Annotated in this window: 1 protein-coding gene; it reads right to left on the bottom strand. The window is 47.5% G+C overall.

Annotated elements, in window-relative coordinates:
* Positions 1-458 precede the first annotated feature (458 nt).
* Positions 459-815, bottom strand: coding sequence for an addiction module antidote protein (locus ACFQY8_RS08035; protein WP_377939460.1), 357 nt, complete (start codon positions 813-815; stop codon positions 459-461).
* Positions 816-942 lie beyond the last annotated feature (127 nt).

The raw sequence follows: 942 nt of genomic DNA, 5'->3' as shown, positions 1-942 counted from the left end.
ACAAGCGTTAAGCAGCACACAACCCAGTCCACAAGGACACTCCACCACCCCTCTAAAAATGATATGGGTTCTTGTAGGGCGCGCCCACGCCTCGGTGGAAGGCTTCCCTGTCTGCAATTTTGGCAGGCATGGGGAGCCTAAAAACGATGGTGTCTGGCGCGAACTGCAAGAATCCTTATCGGGGTGGTGTGTGTGGATTGTGGTGGGTGTGTGCTTGTCTTGACGCTGGCACGCACAAGCGAGTGTGGGGCGGCCGGGGTGCAGCATCTTTGCTGCACCCGTGTCATACAGGCAACCCTTTAAGGGTTGGCATTAGCCCCACATGATATATAGGTCAGGAATATATGAGTAATGGTCGATCCCACGTGCGGTGAGGTCGACCATTTCCATTTTGGTGGTGGTTGGTTTTCTATCAAAGGACAAGCCAACCACCCGATTTTTAGTCCCTTAGAGGGTGTTTATGCGTATGCAGGTTCTCTGTGTACTATGCCTTCTTTGTTCTTGTGATCTTTGGATGTTTCCTCTTCGTTTTCCTCTAGTGGACGTAGTGAGAGAGTAAACCCGAGATTGTCAAGAACACGCATAAGAGTGTCTAATCGTGGGTTGCCTTTGCCGGAAAGGATTTGATACAAGCTTTCGCGTGGAATTCCGGAACGCTGCGCAAACTTTGTCATTCCCTCAGATTTTACTACTTCGCCTAGTGCTTGAGCAAAGAAGTGTGCATCATTAGCTTCTAATGCCGCATTAAGGAAATAAATGATAGATTCTGGGTCATTGAGATAGTTTTGAATATCAAATTCTCGTGTCTTTACCATTGTCCTGCTTCTTTCATGTCTTTAAGGAGAGCGTCTGCTTTCTTGATATCCTTGTCTTGTGTGGATTTGTCTCCACCGAAGACAAGGAGAACTATCTTGTCTTGTTTTTGAGCGAAATACACGCGAT

The sequence above is a fragment of the Alloscardovia venturai genome (assembly GCF_042676605.1).
GTDB lineage: Bacteria > Actinomycetota > Actinomycetes > Actinomycetales > Bifidobacteriaceae > Alloscardovia > Alloscardovia venturai.
The sequence above is the reverse complement of the archived record's forward strand: the minus strand, read 5'-3'. Positions and strand labels throughout refer to the sequence as shown.